A 16,604-nucleotide genomic window follows, 5' to 3' on the forward strand; every position below is an offset into this window, starting at 1 on the left:
ATAATGTTCCTTTAAACTTACTGTTTCATTTATTGTGGAATCACTTCATATTTTAGTGCTTCTACATTGATTGTAGCAAAATAAACTTCATCTGGTTTAGAAAAATCTTTGAATTGAATGATTAACTCTTCACCTTCTAACGAAACCAATTGTACACCAATAAAATCGCTCATATCATAGTCATTCAGAAAATACGCAATTCCTTTTTCAAGTCTTCTACTGAGTTCATCGTCATACAAAGTTAGTTGTTTAATCGTCCCTTGCATTGGATAAGACTCCATAATTTCCCCAGTATCTTCATACCAAATTAAACTACCCTTTTTAATATTTGTTGGTTTTATGCGTTCACCTTGATTCGTTCGCAGTTTGACATTTTCTATGTATTTAAAGGAAGTATAGTTAACAAAAACACCCTCTTCAGTGGTACTTTCTACAATATAGGCATGATCCTTCAGTTCTTCAAACGTAGGTTCTTTCATCCCACTACCACAAGCACTTAGCAGCAAGAGTATCCCAATTAATAGACTGATTTTTTTCACAGTAACTCCCCCTATCCTCTAATTATTTAGACGAATTATTAGGTAGATAGTTTCATGTTTCTGGGTCATTTTCAATAACAGGACTACTGCAGCATAACCTCAAAATGGTTGCCATATGGTATCTGCTTAGTTCGTTATGAACGGCAAACACACTGCTTCAACTTTAATCAACTCTGTGAGAGTGTCACACCAAACCAATTAATACCTTATTTAATAGAAATTTAGTTCAAAATACCGCTAAGTGTTAACATTATTACCGGCTAATGATTAACATAAATTCACAATTACAACGTGGATCGCAATTTTTACAACGTGAAGCTTTATTTTTACAACGTCAACTCCAAGAATTACAACGTGACAGCCAATAATTACAACTGAGAACTATCTCCCGACAAAATTTATCGCTCAAACACGTTTCAAAGCCTAGTTAACTTGATGAAACAACAGCGAAGTTGCTCCTATTTAGGCATTTCCACTCTGTTTTTCAGAAGGAGATTAGATAGTTTTGTTTTCGCTGCGCTCCTGAAAACCCTGCTATCCAGTTCTATAATAATGGGATTGAAGGTACTTTAAAACGAGCAGAAATCGACCGAAATTGTATCTTCGGCCGATTGTTTTTCCAGGCAGCTAGAGTGCATTCTCCAGTTAACCCAAAATCAACTTGTAGGAGAGCAACGGACCCACACCTGACGCAGAATTGCTTTGCTTCATAAAAAAACGCCCTCATTAAGAGGACGCGAAGTTAATTCATATGTTTTACTGCAGCCACGATAACGAGTAGCCACGCTGTAAGGAAGGCTACTCCTCCGATTGGTGTAATGGCTCCTAATATACCAATTCCACTTAAGCTTAGTACATAAAGTGAGCCGGAGAAAATCACGATGCCAGTTAACATTAAGTAACCTGCCCAGCTAAGTTGTGATACATTGCCGATGATGTTTGTGCTCATTAAAATTCCAATCACAATTAATCCAATTGCATGATACATTTGGTATTGGACTGCAGTTTCCCAAATAGCTAAATATTTTTCCGATAATTTTTCTTTCAGCGCATGTGCACCGAATGCTCCAAAAGCAACGGCTATAAATGCGTTAATTGCACCTGCAATTATAAAAAATGGCATCTCTTTATTCCTTCTTTCATTTATAATAGTTAAAAATCAAACAACGAATCGCCGTTTGCGTCTTCTTCTTTTATACGCTCTCCTACTGTAATAGATTGCGCAGCAGAAGTTGGTTGTGCAATTTGCATAGGTAAGTGCGGATTTATGTCAGGCTGTTCGCTTAATACCACATCGCATAGTGCTCGAATAGCGAGTAGGGATTCACGAATACTTTGATCGTCGCCTTTTCCCTTTGCTACAGTTACGTACTTTTCTATTTCGGTGACAACTCGACTTAGTGGTATCATGTTGAGTCACCCTCCTTTTCCAAATTCTCCATGTCAGCCTTCACTTTACCATGAAATCTACTTCAAACAAAAGTCTATGGGTTGTATCCCCCATTGTGTCAGTTGCTCATTAATTTTGGAATAGGGTTTACTCCCGAGGAATCCTCGGTATGCACTGAGTGGACTAGGATGAACAGATTCGACGATGGCATGACGAGAAGTGTCGATCAACCTTCTTTTCAATTGCGCCGGTTTCCCCCACAAAACGAAGACTACTGGTGTTTGGCGCTGGGAAAGCTTTCGTATCACTTCATCTGTAAATAGTTCCCATCCTTGTCCTTTATGTGAATGTGCAGCACCAGCCCGAACGGTAAGAACTGTATTTAATAGGAAGACGCCTTGTTGTGCCCATTTGGTCAACATGCCTTCTTCTGGGAGTTCGCATCCGAGATCATCGTTCAGTTCTTTTAACATGTTTCGCAAACTCGGTGGATGCTTAATTCCTGCTTTAACCGAAAAACTCATGCCGTGTGCTTGACCTGGACCGTGGTATGGATCTTGTCCCAGGATCACTACTTTGACGTTTTTAAATGAGGTTTTCTCAAAAGCGCTCCATAAATCATCCTTAGGAGGATACACGGTTTCGTTTGCGTATTGTTGTTCTAAAAATTCATGTAACTGGGTATAATAGGGTTTGTCGAATTCTGTCTTGAGTACTTGTTGCCAATCATGATCAACCATCTTTTTTCCCACAACTTTCACTCCTTAAATTCAACGGTTACATCATATTCTACTAATGCAAACATATCAGAAACGGAGCGCGCCGCATTTTCTTCAGCTAGTTCTAGTACCCCTTGCCCCGTAGTTTCTTCCATCATCAGTATTTTCGCTTCTTCAGCTAATTCATAAGCTTCTGACAAGTTAGCTTCACCTCGGAACAACCCTTCATATGAATACACTTTGACTTGTTCAAAGAAAATTTCTGGTCCCCCTAAAAATTGTGCTTTGGGCAATGTAAGCTTAGCTGTTTTCGCTTCTTCATCGAGCACAATATCATTCTCAGTTAGCGTTGAAAAATCAATTCCCGCTTTTACGGACCCAGGAATGACTACCAATAAATTACGCTTTGTTCCAGGTAAATTCAGACCAATTTCTTTTCCTAAAATCGCATTATCTTGACGTTCAATCATGACTTTTGTGTAAGCTTGCGCAGTTGCCAATTCATTTAATGATTGAATTTGTTCTAAGAAAGCCCCTTTATTCTCTGTAAAGGTGCTGCCATTAATTATCCAAAAAGCTGAAAGAGGAACGATTAATAGGAGTGCTATAACTGCGGTGAGGAACCATAAGAATTTGCTACGCATAAAAGAGACAACTTGGCTAAATCCAGATGAACGTGGTTGAACACTTTCTACAGTTACAGCTACTTCTTCTTGTGCTTTTAATTCTTCAAGTAATTTTTCAATTTCTCTTATTCTCTGATCTTTTAACATCGTTCTCCCCTTCTCTATCAATTGTTCAATGATTCTATTAAGTTTACGATAAGGGAAATATGCAAATTGTACAACCTTCAGTCGAATGATAGGATATTTACAGAGGTGATGACAAATGTCAGATTTTCAATGGAGAGAAAAAATGCGTAAAGTAGAGCTTTCAACAAAGGAAGAAAGTAAAGTGCCTGAACGTGCGAAGGTACTCGGGTTTGGTTGCTTTTCGATGGGAATGTTGGTTGTTATTTTGTTATTCGCTTTTATTAGTTTCGGGCTCATCTCTCAAAGTTACTGGATTGCAGGTGGAATTTCTTCGATTTTCACACTCGGTTTAGTATTTATTTCTATTCAACTGTTACGTGCGGATAAGCTTCCTAATTGAACTTTCATCAATTTTTGGTAATATGGAATTCAGATACTTATTGAAATGAGGAATTCGAATATGAAAAAAACGTTAACTATCGCAGGTTCTGATACTTCAGGTGGAGCAGGAATACAAGCAGATTTAAAAACGTTCCAAGAGCACGGCACATATGGAATGAATGCCTTAACAGTCATCGTAACAATGGATCCAGAAAATGGTTGGAGCCACGGAATCTATCCGATTTCAGTTGAAACGTTGCAGGCTCAATTGAAGACCGCCCTTTCAACTAATGTGGATGCTATCAAAACAGGCATGTTACCGACCGTTGAGATCATTCAAACAGCTGCCGAAGCAATTGATCAATCAGCCGTTAAGAATGTTGTCATTGATCCTGTACTCGTTTGTAAAGGTGAAGATGAGGCCTTATTTCCTGAAAATGTAGATGCTATGGTGAAATTATTGCTACCTCGCGCTTTGGTTGTAACGCCAAACTTATTCGAAGCGGGTCAACTTTCTGGACTTGAGACATTACACACTATTGACGATATGAAACGTGCTGCAGCAAAAATTCATGAAGCTGGCGCAAAAAATGTCGTTATTAAAGGCGGCAAACAATTGCAACATGACAAAGCAGTCGACTTATTCTTCGATGGGTCTACTTACACCCTACTTGAATCACAAAAAACAGATACTACTTACAATCACGGTGCTGGTTGCACATTTGCAGCTGCTATCACAGCTAACTTAGCGAACGGTCTAGCTGTAAAAGAATCAGTTATTGAAGCAAAGAAATTTGTCTCAGCTGCTATTGCGAATGGCTGGAAGTTAAATCAATATGTTGGACCCGTGATGCACGGAGCGAAAAATCGCTTTGGCGCACCAGAAGTCACAACATCTGAAATATAATCTTACGAAAAGTCATCCGAAATCACTTCGGATGACTTTTTTTGTTCGATTTAAGGGTTTTTATAGGGTGAGAAGTCGCTTAGTTGTAATTTTCGCGGGTTTAGTTGTAAAAATTGAGCATTTAGTTGTAATTTTGAGCACTTTAGTTGTAAAAATAGCCACTTTAGTTGTAATAGTAAAATTATGGAACAATATAATAGGCTACCGATTTCATCCGGAAGCATTTATGGGTTGTACAATATATGACGTTGGTGAATTAAAATCCCACAGGAGCGTGTTTTTCGCGACGAGGAGGCTGAAGCCGAGCCCGCGGAAAGCGTCCATCTGTTTTTGTTTCTGTTTCTGCATCGCTACGCTAGCTTCGAAACATGAAGGTGCTGCATCGCTTTGCTAGCTTCGAAACATGAAAGTGCGCTGGAACGGAAAGCAACTGGATACTTGACTAATCGTAAGAAAAGACTGCCGTAAAAAGTCAGTTTTACTGACTTTCTGGACAGTCCGCGATAAATAAATCAATCAATTATAGCCAACTAAAATTCTGTACCAACGTCATTTGACAAATAACCCTTTATAAACGAATTATTTAGACGATGTCGAATCCTTTTTTAACAAAATCATCTTGGTCTTAAGTTGTTGTTGGTTCCATTCAATCGTTTCTTCAGAGACGAAGGCCATTCTTTTGCGTTTTGGTATTTTGGCTTGGCTATTTTTCGCTCTTGTGTAACCTTCAATCATAGCGGCAATGGCTAGAATGACGAGCGCAAAGCTTATGGCTGGACCTAATGGAAGCCACGGTGCTCCTTGTAGATAGCGGAAGGTGTTGCCAAAAATCCCTGCCCATTCATAAGAAATCGATTTAGGTGGATCTCCAAACATGGGGTCATAGTCTACATCTGTTCCCCCTATGAATAATTGCAGCAATCCTAAATGGGCAAATACAATGAGAGATTCAACGACTTGTTGACCGTATAGCACCAACATTTTCTCGCGTAGTTGAGGAAATAAATGTCGAATTATAATGCGTCTGCGACTAGCACCGAGTGTCCGTGAAGCTAATATATATTCTTGATGGTACAAAAGATTGGCTTCGTTTCCAATTAATGTTACTACGATTGGTACCGTTATCAGTGCCATAATGACAACTTGGATGACGATTCTTTCGTTAATCGTCGTAGAAAATCCTTCCTCAGGCATCCACAACACAGGAGTTAGTAAGATGACAGCAAAAATCGTCATAGGTACGTAATGCATGGGATCAATCAATGCATTAATCCAAGAGCGTTGACGTTGTAAATACGTACCATCACAAAGCCTAAAGGAATGGCAATCAGCATACGTAAAGCAGCAACGGCCATGGCGGCGAAGATGGTGTACTTTGCTCCTAGCATGATTTTCGCTAACATATCATAACCGAATTGATCTGTTCCAAGTGGATGCATCAAGCTTGGAGAAATCGGTGGACCTTCAACGGCACGACCGTTTTCTTCAATGAAAAATGTTTGCTTTGGCACGTTGCCAAAGATCCATTCAAATACAAAGCTCCCACCTAAAAAGAATGCGATGATGCTAAATCCAATGAGAAATAATGGTTGTCTCCATACTGATTTCAAAGTGTGGCACCTCCCCTATTCATTCGGCGCAAGAAGTACCATTCTCCTAAACTATATAATAAGAAAACGGGTAAGAAGAAGCTCAAGACAGTGACTAAAAACAAAATTCCGCTCAAGTTTTCGAACATGTAATACATAATGCCAGGAATGTTAAACATTAATTCGAGAATGAAGAGATTTGATAACATGAACCACATTGTTTTTTTAGATTGGAAAAACACACTGATAATGGCGTTACGCAAGATATGTAGGAATAAGATAAATGCTTTGCTAAATCCTAATGATTTTGCAAGCTCCACATACATTTGACGTTCTTCTGCTTCAAACGTCAGCATGCTTAAACGATACAGTTGAATCATTGGTAGAATCATTAAACACAATACTGGAAGCCAGTAGATCCTGTCGTCACCGATTGCCGCAATTTTAGATACCAAGACGCCGGTTTGTTGAAAAATGATGACGATGGACAATTGGGCTAATAAAATAATTAAGATATCCGGAAATGACTCCAAAAAATATAAAAATAGTTTCACGCGTGACCGGGATTTTTCACTCAATAACATCGTAATAAAAGTGCCAATTAACATGAAAATAATCGCAGCTGCTAGTGCTAAAAATAAAAGTTGCAAAGAGTAGCTAATATTTTCAAAGAGTTGCGGAAATACAGATACTTGGCGTACTTCCCCTCGTCCAATGTAATAGTCGACACTTAGCTCTCGAAAATTCCAAAGAGACTTCACATGAAATTGGAGCGTTTCTATGTATTCTTTCCATAACAATTCACCTTGTTGGAAACCTGTAATTAAAAGTGGAGCACCACTTATAAGGAGAATGCTAAACAGCGCAACAACAAATTGAATCACCCATTTAAAAATGCCTTTCATAGAACAAACCTCCTACTGTGCTAAAATTCAGATATTTCGATAATACCATATTTCATTTCGAGTGACGAAAAAAAAATGATCTACTTATGATTGCACTATAACAAAGTCCCCGTATATCCCATTTTGCTGGACGTTTTTGTCCTTCTTATCCGAAAGTACTTGGTTGTTCCTCTGTTTCAAGCAGGCAAATCGCTTTCACCGGATAATTTCTTTATACTAAGTTGTAGAAGTTTTTGTGTTTATTAAGGAGGTTATATTATGGAAGTTGTAGATGTAAAAAAATTGCAGGAGTTGTTAAACTCCTTTGCCGATAAAGATATTTATCTCCACCTTGAAACAACAAATGGAGCTTACGCATCCCATTTTGACGAAACTGTGTTTAATGCCGGTGCTTTTATTCGCAATATTGTTGTTAAGTATGAGCTTGGAAAAGTTGCTGGAGATAGCCCTCACCGAGTCGGATTGAAATTGCCGCATGGTTGGGTTTACGCACAAGGTATCACACATTTTGAATTAGATGAGCATGGCCGCCTGTTGATGGCTGGACATGATCAAAGCGGAAAATTAGCGGTAGCTCTTCATATAAGCGAAACACCATTCACGTATTAATTAAGGAGGAACACAGATGACGCTTCCACAAGAGAGACATGTTTTGGTTGTTTTTCCTCACCCAGATGATGAGGCATTCGGTGTCTCAGGAACAATTGCCACATATATTAAGCAAGGAACACCTGTTACATATGCTTGTTTAACACTTGGCGAAATGGGCCGAAATTTAGGTAATCCCCCATTCGCAACGAGAGAATCCTTGCCACATATTCGCAAACAAGAATTACTTGCTGCAGCACAAGCGATGGGCCTAACGGATTTACGTATGATGGGTTTACGCGATAAAACTGTCGAATTTGAAGATGATGAAAAAATGGTTCAAATGATGACGAAATTAATTGAAGAAACCAATCCTTCACTTGTGATCACCTTTTATCCGAATTATGCCGTCCACCCTGACCATGAAGCAACAGCTCGCGCGGTTGTTCGTGCGATTCGACGAATGGATGAAACACTCCGTCCAAAACTGCATGGTGTTGCATTCGCAAACAATACAAAAGACGAACTAGGTGAAGCAGACATCGTCCATGATATTCGCCAATCACGCGATCAAAAAATGGGTGCTATGAGAGCACATATTTCACAAACAGCGTGGATGTTAGAAGAGATGGACAAACGTTTAGCTGAAGGAGAACCCAAAGCTGAAAACTGGCTTTCGTACGAACGCTTCTACCACTATCGTTGGCATGAAGATTTTGAAAAAACATTTTAATAGAGTCCTGAAGATGCCATTTATTTTGGTATCCTCAGGATTTTTTCTATTACTTGGAAAGCGTTTTCAAAAAATGATGGACATTTTCATTCGTTGCACGTATCATTATCACAGAAATAAAAAACTGAATAATTATACATAATAGGAGGAGTCACCTTTGAAGAAATTTTCACTATCTACATGGCTATTATTCTTAATACCCTCAATTATCGGAATTTTCTTATTCATGATTCCATTCAAGTTTGATGGCGAATGGAAAATTCCTGTTGCTATATTAGCGAATATGGTCGCTGGGAAAGTCGAACCTATAATGCCATGGACAGTTACAATCGTAATGATTCTTGCTGCACTTGGTTCAATCATTTATCAGTTTAAAAAAGATCCAAATCCTGATGATCAAACATTTTTTGAAAAGCTCTTCCAAGTCAATTGGTTCTGGACAATTGTACGCGTAATAGGTGCTGTCTTCGCCGTTATGGTTGTTGCAAATATTGGACCTGAAGCTGTTCGAAGCGAAGATACAGGTGGATTGTTACTTTCTGCTACAGGACTTTTGTCTTTCTTGTTCACGATATTCTTATTTGCAGGACTTCTTTTACCTTTACTATTGAATTTTGGTTTACTGGAATTTTTCGGTACAATCATGATTAAAATAATGCGTCCTCTATTTAAATTACCAGGTCGGTCTTCCGTTGATGCCCTTGCCTCTTGGGTTGGCGATGGTACAATTGGCGTCTTACTAACAAGCAAGCAATATGAAGAAGGCTTCTACACCAAAAAAGAAGCAGCGATTATTGGAACGACATTCTCAGTCGTATCGATTACTTTCTCTATTGTCGTAATTGAAGAATTAGAACTTGGTGCTTATTTCCTTCCATTTTACGCAACAGTTACTTTATCCGGTATTGTATTAGCATTTATAATGCCTCGTATATTTCCACTGTCACGTAAATCTAATGAATACATTGATGGTCGCCCATTTGATGAGCATGCAGAAACATTGCCTAAAGGATACAACGTCGTAAGTCACGGTTTAGAAAACGCCATGACAACGGCGAATAAGAATCGCTCTGTTAAGAAATTTGTTACAGATGGTTTAAAAAATGTATTAGATATGTGGATAGGTGTTGCGCCAGTCGTTATGGCGTTTGGTACCATTGCGTTAATGCTTGCCACGTATACGGATTTATTTGTATGGTTAGGGAAACCGTTTGAGCCTTTGTTGATGGTTCTTGGTATTCCTGAAGCTGCACTAGCTGCACAAACGATGGTTGTTGGTTTTGCGGACATGTTCTTACCAGCTCTTTTAGGTGGGGAATTGATTGAGTCAGAATTGACTCGTTTTGTCATCGCAGCAACTTCTGTTACACAATTGATTTACATGTCTGAAGTTGGTGGATTGTTACTAGGCTCTAAAATCCCGGTCAACATCTTAGATCTACTTATCATTTTCTTACTACGCACAGTAATTTCATTACCAATTATCGCAGCAGTAGCACATATATTATTTTAATTCCTAAATTCGAAGAAACCTATATATCTCAGCGCCATGAAATGTGGCAAATGATTACTGCTAGCTAGACATAAAATAAGCTGTCTCAAAACTCGCAACTAGCGACTTTAGAGACAGCTTTTTCTATTTGGTAGTTAATCCAACAAAGACTATTAGTTCAATTATTTTAGATATTGTGAAAACAAGTTGCTTCAACCATTCAATTTCATTGTTTCAAAGAAACCAAATTCCCCCTACTTGACCAATGTGGATGTTGATCAAGCTCGCTTGGATACATTATAGGTGTTAAGCAAAAATCCGTTTCAAGTGAAATATTTAACCACTCTTCCCACGAAAGTGATGCGAAAAATAGGTCGATTTGTTGATGAACTTCACTTCCGGCAAGTTCAAATTGCATGGCTTGCCAATCAGGTCGCTTCGCAAATTCGCAGAAATTAGTCCAAAACTTCAATTCAAGGGCGGCTAACGCAATGTAACGTCCATCTTTTGTTTCATATATATTGTACGCAACATATGATCCATCTATTTCAGGGATTCCGTGATCCGATACTCCTGAAGCCAAGTATTCAAGATTTGTTCCTTGGAATTTAGCCATCGTATCTGTTATTGAAACTTCAATTTTCGAACCTTCCCCTTTTCGAAAACGGAGAACAAGTGCAGCTAATATAGATTCAGATACAGCAAATCCTCCTGCGTAATCCGCTAAAGTAGTTTTAGGAATAACAGGCTTGCCTTTACTGTCTTGTATTTGTGAGAGAACGCCTGATAAAGCAAGGTAGTTCAAGTCATGACTACCAAAATTCCCTAGCGGACTACCCGATCCGTATCCAGTCATTGAGCAATACACAATTGATGGATTGATCGCTTTAACCTCTTCATAACCAAATCCAAGACGTTCCATCACCCCTGGTCTAAACGATTCTAGCAAGACATCTGAATGTTTAATTCGTTCTGCCAGTTGTTCTTTTCCATGAGGGGTTTTCAAATCTAAATGGACTATTACCTTCCCACGATTATTCGCGCGATGTATAGCCCCGCCACTCATCGAAATCGCTGGATCTCCTTCTGGTGGTTCGATTTTCACTACATCTGCACCCATTTCTGCAAGACGCATGGTCGAAAACGGTCCTGGTAAGTAATACGTAATGTCCAACACGCGAATTTGATCCAATGGTTTCATACTTAACAACTCCAATTTGTTTATCAATTTAGTACACTAACAAGCTATTCATTCCATAGAGAATTGATGATAATTGTCACGTATTGTTCCCACGTGATTATGACAGAAAATTTACGTCCACTCAGTTTTATTGGAAAATTTCACTTTATTCATTCTTTACTATTTGAGTCAATTTCATAATAAAAAATCTAGGAATAAAATCCGAACAAACTAGATTTCCGCTCCATGCGGACACTTTCCGTGGGGCACGACGTGGCGTTCTTAGTCTTCGTTCCACGCTCCTGCGGTTACTCGTCGCAAATACACTGGCTTTTGGCCAGCATCTTTCCTGCGGGGCTTTCAGTTCGTGCTAGTCCCACAGGAAAGATTAGGACCAAAGCATTTTGGTCCTAATCTTTGCGACGAAGCTAGCGTAGCGATGCAACGCACTTTCATGTTTCGAAGCTAGCGCAGCGATGCAGCTCACTTTCATGTTTCGAAGCTAGCAAAGCGATGCAGCTCACTTTCATGTTTCGAAGCTAGCAAAGCGATGCAGCTCACTTTCATGTTTCGAAGCTAGCAAAGCGATGCAGAAACAGAAACAGAAACAGGAGCAGATGTTTTACGCCGCATTGCGCTACAATCAAACGGTACCTGATTAAAATAAACAGATAATTATTATAATAAGCAATTAAATGTTCGTGTTTATTAAAGAATTGAGGAGTTATGAAATTGACTCAATTCAAAATTAATTCTTTTTTCTGAATTAAATAATTTCAATCATAATAGTATTGTACAAAACCAAAGTGGAAAGTGCTATAAAAACTTTTGGAAAATTTTAGAATCAATAAGTGGAACTCATTAAGAAAACCAGGAATTTCAAATGCAAAACTTGAATGGTAATGTCGACAAGGCTTCCTGCTTTTCTGTGACGCACCAGTAAATCTAGATCTGATGGGGTTGTTAAAATTCACCATATAATCAGTTGATGCACTTCCGAAATTTAACTATTACAACGTGAATCGCAATTTTTACAACGTGGAGATCAAATTTTACAACGTCACCTTCCATAATTACAACGTGGCAGCTAATAATTACAACTGAGCCATCGCTCGACATTAATCCCAACTCTTTTTGACCAGACTAGACATGTTAAAGTGTCGCAAAACCCTTCTTTGCATGACTTCAAACACTTACATAAAGTAAAAACTGCCGCTCTAAATGCAAAAAAGCTGACGTTTCCTAGTAGTAGGATCGTCAGCTTTTCAGTATTTATTTTTATTATACTTTTTGGGTAAGTTTTGCGAGCATATCTTCGGTCATTGCATCTAAATCGTACAGTGTTTTAAAGCCCCATTCATTTTTAGCAGCGCTTGCATCAATCGCATCTGGCCAACTATTTGCAATACCTTGTCGAACTGGATCTACATCGTACGACAATTCGAAACTTGGAATGTGTTTACGAATTGATGCCGCAATTTGTTCCGGCTCAAAACTCATTGCTGTAACGTTAAACGCGTTTCGGTGTTCAAGTTTTGACCCATCTGCTTCCATTAAGTCAATGATTGCTTGGACGGCATCAGGCATATACATCATATCCATAAACGTGTCTTGCTCAATGTATGAAGTATATTTCCCCTCTTCTAATGCTTTATAATAAATATCTACCGCATAATCCGTTGTTCCTCCACCTGGTGGCGTTACGTACGAAACAAGCCCAGGGAAACGTACACCGCGAGTATCTAAACCAAACTTGTGGAAATAGTAATCACATAATAGCTCACCCGCCACTTTGTTCACTCCATACATCGTGGTTGGACGTTGCAAAGTATCTTGGGGAGTATTTTGTTTCGGTGTGGATGGACCAAACGCTCCTATTGAACTCGGGGTAAAAAATTGAAGGCCTAATTCGCGTGACGTTTCAAGTGCATTAACTAAGCCGCCCATATTTAAATTCCATGCAAGTAATGGCTTTTCTTCTGCTGTTGCCGATAACAATGCGGCCATATGCATCATCGTATCTGCGCCAAAGTCTTTTGCAAGTGCATGCATGCGATCTGCATCCATTACATCTAATAATTCAAACGGTCCGCTTGTAGTAACAAGTGAATCTGTTAAGCGAATATCCGTTGCTAAAACGTTGTCTGCTCCATAAATATCTCGTAATTTCATAATTAATTCTGATCCAATTTGACCTAAAGCACCTGTTACGATAATTCTTTTCAACTAAAACTACTCCTCTTCATATATACATTTGTACTCTCCAAAAGTACAGATACTTTAAATAAAACCTTGGTATGATTGACTTCACCTAATATCTATTATAGTGTGTTCGTTGTGAAAGCACAATATGTTTTAGATAGCAGTGTTTTCCTTTTATTAAAGATGAAATACAGAAACAAGAAATTATTATCGATCATCATGATTTGTAATAACCTTTCATTTAATATGTTAATTTTGGTATACTTAAAAATAAAAAGGACTAAATTACTTATGAATATCTTCCGCTTAATTGTGATTTATCTAATAATAATCTGCTTAACGTTGTTTTTATCTTATTTACAATTTCCAATCTTAATTATCATTTTGACCGTTTTCATCCTTTTCTTAGCATTTGTAGTTCTGCCACAAGTATTCACGGCTTATCGATCAAATAACGTAAAATCAATCGCAAAATTTCTAGAGTCGAATAAGAAGAAGCCACTATTTGCGTATCCACTTGCCTTGGCAAAAGGTAATGACACTGAAATTGAAGAAAGTTTACACGCCATTTTAGCAAAGCACAAACAGCCGTATATGCAAAATGTGTATAAAACGATTTTAGCTTTACATCTTGAAGATATTGATGCTGCAGATACATATGCTCAAAAAATAGATAGCGATCCATTGAAATCGTATTATGCTGCTTACATTGCTGCCAAAAAAGGTGACTTTGAAGAAGCGGTTCTCCTTGAGGAAAATATACATGTAGATTGGATGAATCACGCTTTACATGCACTTTATGCTCATGAAAAAGGTCAACAAGATGAGTTTGAAATCGAGTCTAAAAAAGCCATTGATGATTCACGTGGCGCACAAAAGTATATTTTAGTTCATGCCTTTAATAATATGTAAGAGTTTTCGATTACCACGCTGCCATTTCGCGTGGTTTTTTGTTTGGAAAAAGGTAGTTCATCTGCCTCACCTCTCCAAACATTAAAAAACCTCGACGCTTCTCACGACGAGGTTTTCTATTTATTTTAAAACTTAACATCTTAATGTTTTTTTCTTTTTTGGTTCACCACGGGACAAAACTTTTTCGATATAGTCAGAGGCAATTGGCACTTTACATGCAGTTCCCCCCATATCGACATGTACTTCACCAATCTCTCTAGCCACTTGTTTCGCTTCTCCTCTTAATTCCGAAACATATACACCCACTCCTATTACGAATGAGTTCATGACGTAGCGCACTCGGTTTTGCGCTTCATGAATGCCGACACGAACTTGTTCTAACAGTTCATTAATTTCTTTTATATCAAGCGCGTCAGCACTTGTATACGCCAAATAGTTGGAGTACGTACTCCAACCAGCGCAAACAATCATTTCTTCATCCGATCGCATCCACTCTCGTGCTAATTCTAATGCATATTGACTTTCCGTAGTCACCCAAGGAACTGTGTATTCAGCTAACATGTACCAGTTAGCGGCTTCCACCCAAGACTGTAACTGTTCTTTCGTCATCAATTTTGGATTTACAGCTAAGCCTGCTAAATACATAGCATCATAAATCCCAGAATCATATAACTTTAATACCAATTCTTGATCCTTCTTAACATGTTTTAATATCTTTTTCATATCACCTATCTTGACTCCAAAAATCTCTCCGGTTGCCCCGTTATTGATAAGTATATTCCGTGTTTGCTCTGTGCCCACTTCTTCTAAATAACGCATGACTTCTTCATACGACATAAACACACCCCCTAATTAATATAAAAAAACACTCGAACGTTTTTACACATTCGAGTGATTATCTTCTTTACTTAATTATGCCAAGTTCTTTTCCGACTTTTCCATAAATGGACATTGCCTCATCCAACATTTCTTTTGTATGAGCTGCTGTCGGCATATTACGAACACGACCTGCTCCCTTTTGAACGGTTGGGAAGACTATTGATTTTGCATAGACGCCTTCTTCAAATAAGCGTTTTGAGAATTCTTGCGTTAGCTTTTCATCCCCAATAATACAAGGAGTAATCGGCGTCTCTGATGCACCGATGTTAAATCCTAATTCTTTAAGTCCCGCTTTTAAATAATCTCCATTTTCCCATAACTTATCATGAAGCTCGGTTGAATCGATAATCATTTGAAGCGCAGCAGTAGTTGCCGCAACATCACCAGGTGTCACTGCTGTTGAGAATAAAAATGGACGTGAACGAACTTTTAACCAGTCAATTAACGATTGTTTACCAGCCACGTAACCGCCAACAACACCTACAGCTTTAGACAATGTGCCCATTTGGAAGTCGATATCTTTTTCTAAACCGAAATGTTTGACTGTGCCTTTTCCTTTACCAGTAACACCCGATCCATGTGCATCATCTACGTAAGTAATTAAATCTAATTCTTTCGCAATTTTTACGATTTCAGGCAATTTCGCAATATCACCATCCATTGAAAATACGCCATCTGTAATAATCATTACTTTATTATAAAGACCTGATTCTTGTGCGGCTTTAGCTTTTGCATGTAAATCTTCCATATCTGAGTGTTTAAAGGCAATAATTTTAGCTTTTGATAAACGGCAACCATCAATAATCGATGCGTGGTTTAATTGATCAGAAAGAATCGCATCATTTTTATCCATAACTGCTGAAATAGCTGCCATATTACAGTTGAATCCAGATTGGAAAGAAATTGCTGCTTCCGTTCCTTTGAACTCAGCTAGCTTTTCTTCTAATTTAACGTGTAAATCAAGCGTTCCATTAATTGAACGAACCGCTCCTGCTCCTACACCGTACTTATCGATCGCTTCTTTTGCAATGCGTTTAAGTTCTTCGTTTGTTGCTAAACCTAAATAGTTATTAGAAGATAAATTAATTAATTCTTTGCCACGAACTTGAATTTTCGCACCGTTCGGACCTTCAACCGGATCGACTTCATTGTATAAGCCTTGATCGCGTAAATCTTGTAAATTTTCTTGTAAAAAAGCATCTAATACGTTTGACATTATTATCTTCCTTTCATGCGAGTTTATGTGCCAAATTTCATTAGCTAAACCCTGATGTTATATAATCTTTTCCATTTTAACATAAGCCATACTTATCTTTGCAAAAAAAGGGTGGCAACTGAAATACTTCTTATGAATTAAAAAGTATTTCAAGACTGTCCAGAAAGTCAGTAAAACTTCTTTTTTACGGCATACTTTTTTATGTAGTTTTTCAAGTATC

The 16,604-nt window shown here is 38.3% G+C and carries 18 protein-coding genes; 6 read left to right on the top strand and 12 right to left on the bottom strand.

What is annotated here, in order from left to right; translation table 11 throughout:
• Positions 1-29 precede the first annotated feature (29 nt).
• The 5 genes from E2636_RS13805 to E2636_RS13825 form a co-directional block, all read right to left on the bottom strand.
• Positions 30-539: a hypothetical protein gene (locus E2636_RS13805; RefSeq protein ID WP_134210713.1), complete on the bottom strand. Its 510-nt coding sequence runs from the start codon at positions 537-539 to the stop codon at positions 30-32.
• Between the two features lie 742 nt (positions 540-1,281).
• On the bottom strand, positions 1,282-1,662 hold the full coding sequence (locus tag E2636_RS13810) for a DUF423 domain-containing protein (protein ID WP_134210714.1): 381 nt from the start codon (positions 1,660-1,662) through the stop codon (positions 1,282-1,284).
• Between the two features lie 29 nt (positions 1,663-1,691).
• Entirely contained in the window at positions 1,692-1,949 is a 258-nt protein-coding gene (locus E2636_RS13815) for a YwdI family protein (protein WP_134210715.1), read from the bottom strand.
• 57 nt (positions 1,950-2,006) lie between these two features.
• Positions 2,007-2,681, bottom strand: a complete 675-nt coding sequence (locus tag E2636_RS13820; RefSeq protein WP_208324209.1) for a uracil-DNA glycosylase — start codon at positions 2,679-2,681, stop codon at positions 2,007-2,009.
• A gap of 5 nt (positions 2,682-2,686) precedes the next feature.
• The gene (locus E2636_RS13825; protein ID WP_134210716.1) at positions 2,687-3,421 is read right to left on the bottom strand and encodes a DUF4230 domain-containing protein; all 735 of its coding nucleotides are present in this window, start codon (positions 3,419-3,421) and stop codon (positions 2,687-2,689) included.
• A gap of 115 nt (positions 3,422-3,536) precedes the next feature.
• Here E2636_RS13825 and E2636_RS13830 point away from each other — a divergent pair, with 115 nt between their 5' ends.
• On the top strand, positions 3,537-3,800 hold the full coding sequence (locus E2636_RS13830; RefSeq protein WP_134210717.1) for a hypothetical protein: 264 nt from the start codon (positions 3,537-3,539) through the stop codon (positions 3,798-3,800).
• Between the two features lie 60 nt (positions 3,801-3,860).
• The gene (gene pdxK / locus E2636_RS13835) at positions 3,861-4,688 is read left to right on the top strand and encodes a pyridoxine/pyridoxal/pyridoxamine kinase (protein ID WP_134210718.1); all 828 of its coding nucleotides are present in this window, start codon (positions 3,861-3,863) and stop codon (positions 4,686-4,688) included.
• 579 nt (positions 4,689-5,267) lie between these two features.
• Here the strand turns inward: pdxK and E2636_RS13840 are convergent.
• Genes E2636_RS13840 through E2636_RS13845 form a run of 3 tightly spaced genes read right to left on the bottom strand, consistent with a single transcriptional unit; the run spans position 5,268 to position 7,182 of the window.
• The gene (locus tag E2636_RS13840; protein ID WP_243840649.1) at positions 5,268-5,939 is read right to left on the bottom strand and encodes an ABC transporter permease subunit; all 672 of its coding nucleotides are present in this window, start codon (positions 5,937-5,939) and stop codon (positions 5,268-5,270) included.
• A gap of 8 nt (positions 5,940-5,947) precedes the next feature.
• A complete protein-coding gene (locus E2636_RS19425; RefSeq protein ID WP_243840650.1) occupies positions 5,948-6,298 on the bottom strand; it encodes a hypothetical protein in 351 nt (116 codons plus the stop codon).
• The gene (locus E2636_RS13845; RefSeq protein WP_134210719.1) at positions 6,295-7,182 is read right to left on the bottom strand and encodes an ABC transporter permease subunit; all 888 of its coding nucleotides are present in this window, start codon (positions 7,180-7,182) and stop codon (positions 6,295-6,297) included. The genes E2636_RS19425 and E2636_RS13845 overlap by 4 nt, the downstream gene beginning before the upstream one ends.
• Positions 7,183-7,440: 258 nt before the next feature.
• On the opposite strand from E2636_RS13845, the gene E2636_RS13850 reads away from it, so the two are divergent.
• From E2636_RS13850 to E2636_RS13860, 3 genes are all read left to right on the top strand, one after another.
• Complete coding sequence (locus tag E2636_RS13850; protein ID WP_017381772.1) at positions 7,441-7,791, top strand: YojF family protein; 351 nt, start codon at positions 7,441-7,443, stop codon at positions 7,789-7,791.
• Positions 7,792-7,807: 16 nt separating this feature from the next.
• On the top strand, positions 7,808-8,503 hold the full coding sequence (gene bshB2, locus E2636_RS13855) for a bacillithiol biosynthesis deacetylase BshB2 (RefSeq protein WP_134210720.1): 696 nt from the start codon (positions 7,808-7,810) through the stop codon (positions 8,501-8,503).
• 157 nt (positions 8,504-8,660) lie between these two features.
• Positions 8,661-10,016 (top strand): YjiH family protein, encoded by a 1,356-nt coding sequence (locus E2636_RS13860; protein WP_134210721.1) that lies wholly within the window; start codon positions 8,661-8,663, stop codon positions 10,014-10,016.
• A 205-nt stretch (positions 10,017-10,221) separates the two neighbouring features.
• Here E2636_RS13860 and E2636_RS13865 read toward each other — a convergent pair whose 3' ends face one another.
• Together E2636_RS13865 and E2636_RS13870 are read right to left on the bottom strand one after the other, a co-directional pair.
• Complete coding sequence (locus tag E2636_RS13865; RefSeq protein WP_134210722.1) at positions 10,222-11,196, bottom strand: CaiB/BaiF CoA transferase family protein; 975 nt, start codon at positions 11,194-11,196, stop codon at positions 10,222-10,224.
• 1,260 nt (positions 11,197-12,456) lie between these two features.
• Entirely contained in the window at positions 12,457-13,401 is a 945-nt protein-coding gene (locus E2636_RS13870; protein WP_134210723.1) for an L-threonine 3-dehydrogenase, read from the bottom strand.
• Between the two features lie 159 nt (positions 13,402-13,560).
• Between E2636_RS13870 and E2636_RS13875 the strand changes: the two genes are divergently transcribed.
• Entirely contained in the window at positions 13,561-14,289 is a 729-nt protein-coding gene (locus tag E2636_RS13875; protein WP_243840651.1) for a hypothetical protein, read from the top strand.
• A 132-nt stretch (positions 14,290-14,421) separates the two neighbouring features.
• Here E2636_RS13875 and E2636_RS13880 read toward each other — a convergent pair whose 3' ends face one another.
• Both E2636_RS13880 and E2636_RS13885 read right to left on the bottom strand, forming a co-directional pair.
• Positions 14,422-15,126 carry a DNA alkylation repair protein gene (locus E2636_RS13880; protein ID WP_134210725.1) on the bottom strand — a complete coding sequence of 235 codons (705 nt, stop codon included), beginning with the start codon at positions 15,124-15,126 and terminating at the stop codon, positions 14,422-14,424.
• A gap of 67 nt (positions 15,127-15,193) precedes the next feature.
• The gene (locus tag E2636_RS13885; RefSeq protein WP_134210726.1) at positions 15,194-16,384 is read right to left on the bottom strand and encodes a glycine C-acetyltransferase; all 1,191 of its coding nucleotides are present in this window, start codon (positions 16,382-16,384) and stop codon (positions 15,194-15,196) included.
• Between the last annotated feature and the right edge of the window lie 220 nt (positions 16,385-16,604).

The sequence above is a fragment of the Paenisporosarcina antarctica genome (genome assembly GCF_004367585.1).
Taxonomy (GTDB): Bacteria; Bacillota; Bacilli; order Bacillales_A; family Planococcaceae; genus Paenisporosarcina; species Paenisporosarcina antarctica.